This window comes from Gryllotalpicola daejeonensis, assembly GCF_039538145.1.
Lineage (GTDB): Bacteria > Actinomycetota > Actinomycetes > Actinomycetales > Microbacteriaceae > Gryllotalpicola > Gryllotalpicola daejeonensis.
Genome location: NZ_BAABBV010000003.1, coordinates 1 through 5,426 on the forward strand (window position 1 = coordinate 1; position 5,426 = coordinate 5,426).

Consider the following 5,426-nt stretch of genomic DNA (forward strand, 5'->3'; position numbering starts at 1 on the left):
CTAATAGGTGTTCGGCGGTGTCCTACTCTCCCACAGGGTCGCCCCTGCAGTACCATCGGCGCTGGGAGTCTTAGCTTCCGGGTTCGGAATGTGTCCGGGCGTTTCCCTCCCGCTATGGCCGCCGAAACAATGTCGACCAGGCACTGGTCTGTTCAGCTTGTTGGCTGGTGCCCGTATGTCGGGAACCACTCAGTGGACGCGAGTCACGCAAAAGTCATGTTGTGTGTTGTCAAGTTGTCGGCTTATTAGTACCGGTCAGCTGCGCAGGTCTTTCGTCCCTGCTTCCACATCCGGCCTATCAACCCAGTCGTCTGGCTGGGAGCCTCTCACCCGAAGGTGTGGAGATCTCATCTCGAGGCCGGCTTCCCGCTTAGATGCTTTCAGCGGTTATCCATCCCGAACGTAGCTAATCAGCGGTGCTCCTGGCGGAACAACTGACACACCAGAGGTTCGTCCAACCCGGTCCTCTCGTACTAGGGTCAGATCCTCTCAAATCTCCTGCGCGCGCAGCGGATAGGGACCGAACTGTCTCACGACGTTCTAAACCCAGCTCGCGTACCGCTTTAATGGGCGAACAGCCCAACCCTTGGGACCTACTCCAGCCCCAGGATGCGACGAGCCGACATCGAGGTGCCAAACCATGCCGTCGATATGGACTCTTGGGCAAGATCAGCCTGTTATCCCCGAGGTACCTTTTATCCGTTGAGCGACGGCCGTTCCACAACGTACCGCCGGATCACTAGTCCCGACTTTCGTCCCTGCTCGACCTGTCAGTCTCACAGTCAAGCTCCCTTGTGCACTTACACTCGCCACCTGATTGCCAACCAGGTTGAGGGAACCTTTGGGCGCCTCCGTTACTCTTTAGGAGGCAACCGCCCCAGTTAAACTACCCACCAGGCACTGTCCCTTGACCGGATCACGGTCAGAAGTTAGATATCCAGAGCGACCAGAGTGGTATTTCAACAATGACTCCACGAACACTGGCGTGCCCGCTTCACAGTCTCCCACCTATCCTACACAAGCCGCACCGAACACCAATACCAAGCTATAGTAAAGGTCACGGGGTCTTTCCGTCCTGCTGCGCGTAACGAGCATCTTTACTCGTAGTGCAATTTCGCCGAGTTCGCGGTTGAGACAGCTGGGAAGTCGTTACGCCATTCGTGCAGGTCGGAACTTACCCGACAAGGAATTTCGCTACCTTAGGATGGTTATAGTTACCACCGCCGTTTACTGGGGCTTAAATTCTCAGCTTCGCTCACAAGGAGCTGACCGGTCCTCTTAACCTTCCAGCACCGGGCAGGCGTCAGTCCGTATACATCGTCTTGCGACTTGGCACGGACCTGTGTTTTTAGTAAACAGTCGCTTCCCACTGGTCTCTGCGGCCACTCCACGCTTCCCCCAGCAAGTGGGTTCACGCTTCGGGCCCCCCTTCTCCCGAAGTTACGGGGGCATTTTGCCGAGTTCCTTAACCACGATTCTCTCGATCTCCTCGGTATTCTCTACCTGACCACCTGAGTCGGTTTGGGGTACGGGCGGCTGGAACCTCGCGTCGATGCTTTTCTCGGCAGCATAGGATCACCGAATTCCCCTTGACGGGTATGCGTCAGATCTCAGGCATGCAGACGACGGATTTGCCTATCGTCAGCCCTACATCCTTGCCCCGGGACAACCATCGCCCGGTACGGCTACCTTCCTGCGTCACACCTGTTAATACGCTTGCCTCGCCAGACCGGGTCGCACGCTCCGCCGGCGGCGCCACCACAAGGGCGGCAGTGCCGGCATCGGATGCTTAGCATTACTGGGTCGGCATGGGCGGTTCTTCGCCGGTACGGGAATATCAACCCGTTGTCCATCGACTACGCCTGTCGGCCTCGCCTTAGGTCCCGACTTACCCAGGGCGGATTAACCTGGCCCTGGAACCCTTGGTCTTTCGGAGGACGGGTTTCTCACCCGTCTTTCGCTACTCATGCCTGCATTCTCACTCGTGTGGCCTCCACAGCTGGGTTCCCCCGCTGCTTCACCGCCCACACGACGCTCTCCTACCCATCACCGCGACTGGACCACGAAGGCCTGTCTCTTGCGGCAATGCCACGACTTCGGTGGCGTGCTTGAGCCCCGTTACATTGTCGGCGCGGAATCACTTGACCAGTGAGCTATTACGCACTCTTTCAAGGGTGGCTGCTTCTAAGCCAACCTCCTGGTTGTCTGTGCAACTCCACATCCTTTCCCACTTAGCACGCGCTTAGGGACCTTAGTCGGTGGTCTGGGTTGTTTCCCTCTCGACGATGAAGCTTATCCCCCACCGTCTCACTGCTGCGCTCTCACTTACCGGCATTCGGAGTTTGGCTAACGTCAGTAAGCTTTTGGGCCCCATCGGCTATCCAGTAGCTCTACCTCCGGCAAGAAACACGCAACGCTGCACCTAAATGCATTTCGGAGAGAACCAGCTATCACGAAGTTTGATTGGCCTTTCACCCCTACCCACAGCTCATCCCCCAGGTTTTCAACCCTGGTGGGTTCGGTCCTCCACGACGTCTTACCGTCGCTTCAACCTGGCCATGGGTAGATCACTTCGCTTCGGGTCTAGGACACGCGACTGAAACGCCCTATTCGGACTCGCTTTCGCTACGGCTTCCCCACACGGGTTAACCTCGCCACGTATCGCTAACTCGCAGGCTCATTCTTCAAAAGGCACGCCGTCACCGGAACAAGCCGGCTCCGACGGTTTGTAAGCGAACGGTTTCAGGAACTATTTCACTCCCCTCCCGGGGTACTTTTCACCTTTCCCTCACGGTACTTGTCCGCTATCGGTCATCTGGGAGTATTCAGGCTTACCAGGTGGTCCTGGCAGATTCACACGGGATTTCTCGGGCCCCGTGCTACTCGGGAACACCCTCCGGCCGGCGCAGCATTTCGGCTACGGGACTATCACCCGCTACGGTCAGCCTTTCCAAGCTGTTCGCCTACACCACGCACACGTCACCGCAGGAGAACGGCAGTCCTCCTCGAAGGGTCCCACAACCCCCACCACGCAACCCCTGCCGGGTATCACACGTGACAGGTTTAGCCACATCCGCGTTCGCTCGCCACTACTAACGGAATCACATTTTGTTTTCTCTTCCTGTGGGTACTGAGATGTTTCACTTCCCCACGTTCCCTCTACCCGCCCTATACATTCAGGCGGGAGTAACCAGGTCACCCAAAGGGCCTGGCCAGGTTTCCCCATTCGGAAACCCTCGGATCACAGTTCGCTTATCAACTCCCCGAGGCTTATCGCAGATTGCTACGTCCTTCATCGGCTCCAGATGCCAAGGCATCCACCGTTCGCTCTTAGAAACTTGCCACCACAACATGAGTCAAAAAGAATCGATCCAAAAAACTTGAATCAGACCATAATTGGTGACCCGCAAAGCCAAAGACTCCGCGGATCTAAGATGCTCGCGTCCACTGTGTAGTTCTCAAAATACGGGCAGAACCCGCCACCCGGGGCGAAAACCCCCTCGGACGGGCCTGAGAGGAGTCCAGCCGCCACAGGCAGCCGGCACGGTCCCTCAGGACCCAACAGCGCGCACCCCCCGACCTCACCCACCAGCCACGTTCCAAATCCGAAGACCGTACTAGCAGCCGAAGACCTCGACCAGGGGCATTGTCAACGTTCCACCCATGAGCCCCGCCCCCAGACACTCGCTGGAGATACGGGTTCTGGACCAGCTCACGCCGGTCAGATGCTCCTTAGAAAGGAGGTGATCCAGCCGCACCTTCCGGTACGGCTACCTTGTTACGACTTAGTCCTAATCACCGATCCCACCTTCGACAGCTCCCTCCTTGCGGTTAGGCCACTGGCTTCGGGTGTTACCGACTTTCATGACTTGACGGGCGGTGTGTACAAGGCCCGGGAACGTATTCACCGCAGCGTTGCTGATCTGCGATTACTAGCGACTCCGACTTCATGAGGTCGAGTTGCAGACCTCAATCCGAACTGAGACCGGCTTTTTGGGATTCGCTCCGCCTTACGGCATCGCAGCCCTTTGTACCGGCCATTGTAGCATGCGTGAAGCCCAAGACATAAGGGGCATGATGATTTGACGTCATCCCCACCTTCCTCCGAGTTGACCCCGGCAGTCTCCTATGAGTCCCCGGCCGAACCGCTGGCAACATAGAACGAGGGTTGCGCTCGTTGCGGGACTTAACCCAACATCTCACGACACGAGCTGACGACAACCATGCACCACCTGTATACCGACCACAAGGGGGCGACCATCTCTGGCCGTTTCCGGTATATGTCAAGCCTTGGTAAGGTTCTTCGCGTTGCATCGAATTAATCCGCATGCTCCGCCGCTTGTGCGGGCCCCCGTCAATTCCTTTGAGTTTTAGCCTTGCGGCCGTACTCCCCAGGCGGGGCGCTTAATGCGTTAGCTACGACACGGAAACCGTGGAATGGTCCCCACATCTAGCGCCCAACGTTTACGGCGTGGACTACCAGGGTATCTAATCCTGTTCGCTCCCCACGCTTTCGCTCCTCAGCGTCAGTTACGGCCCAGAGAACTGCCTTCGCCATCGGTGTTCTTCCTGATATCTGCGCATTCCACCGCTACACCAGGAGTTCCATTCTCCCCTACCGCACTCTAGCTCGCCCGTACCCACCGCACGCCTCAGGTTGAGCCTGAGGATTTCACGGCAGACGCGACGAACCGCCTACGAGCTCTTTACGCCCAATAATTCCGGACAACGCTCGGACCCTACGTATTACCGCGGCTGCTGGCACGTAGTTAGCCGGTCCTTTTTCTGCAGGTACCGTCACCTTGCGGCTTCTTCCCTGCCAAAAGAGGTTTACAACCCGAAGGCCGTCATCCCCCACGCGGCGTTGCTGCATCAGGCTTTCGCCCATTGTGCAATATTCCCCACTGCTGCCTCCCGTAGGAGTCTGGGCCGTGTCTCAGTCCCAGTGTGGCCGGTCACCCTCTCAGGCCGGCTACCCGTCGTCGCCTTGGTGAGCCACTACCTCACCAACAAGCTGATAGGCCGCGAGTCCATCCAAAGCCGCAAAAAGCTTTCCACCCCCCACCATGCGATGAGAAGTCATATCCAGTATTAGACGCCGTTTCCAGCGCTTATCCCAGAGCCAAGGGCAGGTTACTCACGTGTTACTCACCCGTTCGCCACTAATCCAGCCAGTGCAAGCACCAGCCTTCATCGTTCGACTTGCATGTGTTAAGCACGCCGCCAGCGTTCGTCCTGAGCCAGGATCAAACTCTCCACAAAAAAACTGCGGCCTGTTCGACCCGACTACAAGAACATCAAAACTGACATTCAAATAATCAAATAAACCAAAAGGAATCCCATGCCCAACCAAAAAGGCCAGACACCGGGGTATTGGCATTGACAATGTGCACGCTGTTGAGTTCTCAAGGACCGTACGCACCCGG

3 rRNA genes are annotated in these 5,426 nt (G+C 57.2%); all 3 read right to left on the reverse strand.

Annotation, left to right across the window (positions count from 1 at the left end):
* Positions 1–9: 9 nt before the first annotated feature.
* Positions 10–126, reverse strand: a 5S ribosomal RNA gene (gene rrf, locus ABD736_RS16345).
* Positions 127–225: 99 nt separating this feature from the next.
* Positions 226–3,344 (reverse strand): 23S ribosomal RNA (locus tag ABD736_RS16350).
* A gap of 392 nt (positions 3,345–3,736) precedes the next feature.
* Positions 3,737–5,262 (reverse strand): 16S ribosomal RNA (locus ABD736_RS16355).
* The 16S, 23S and 5S rRNA genes sit together here, the layout of an rRNA operon.
* Positions 5,263–5,426: the final 164 nt, after the last annotated feature.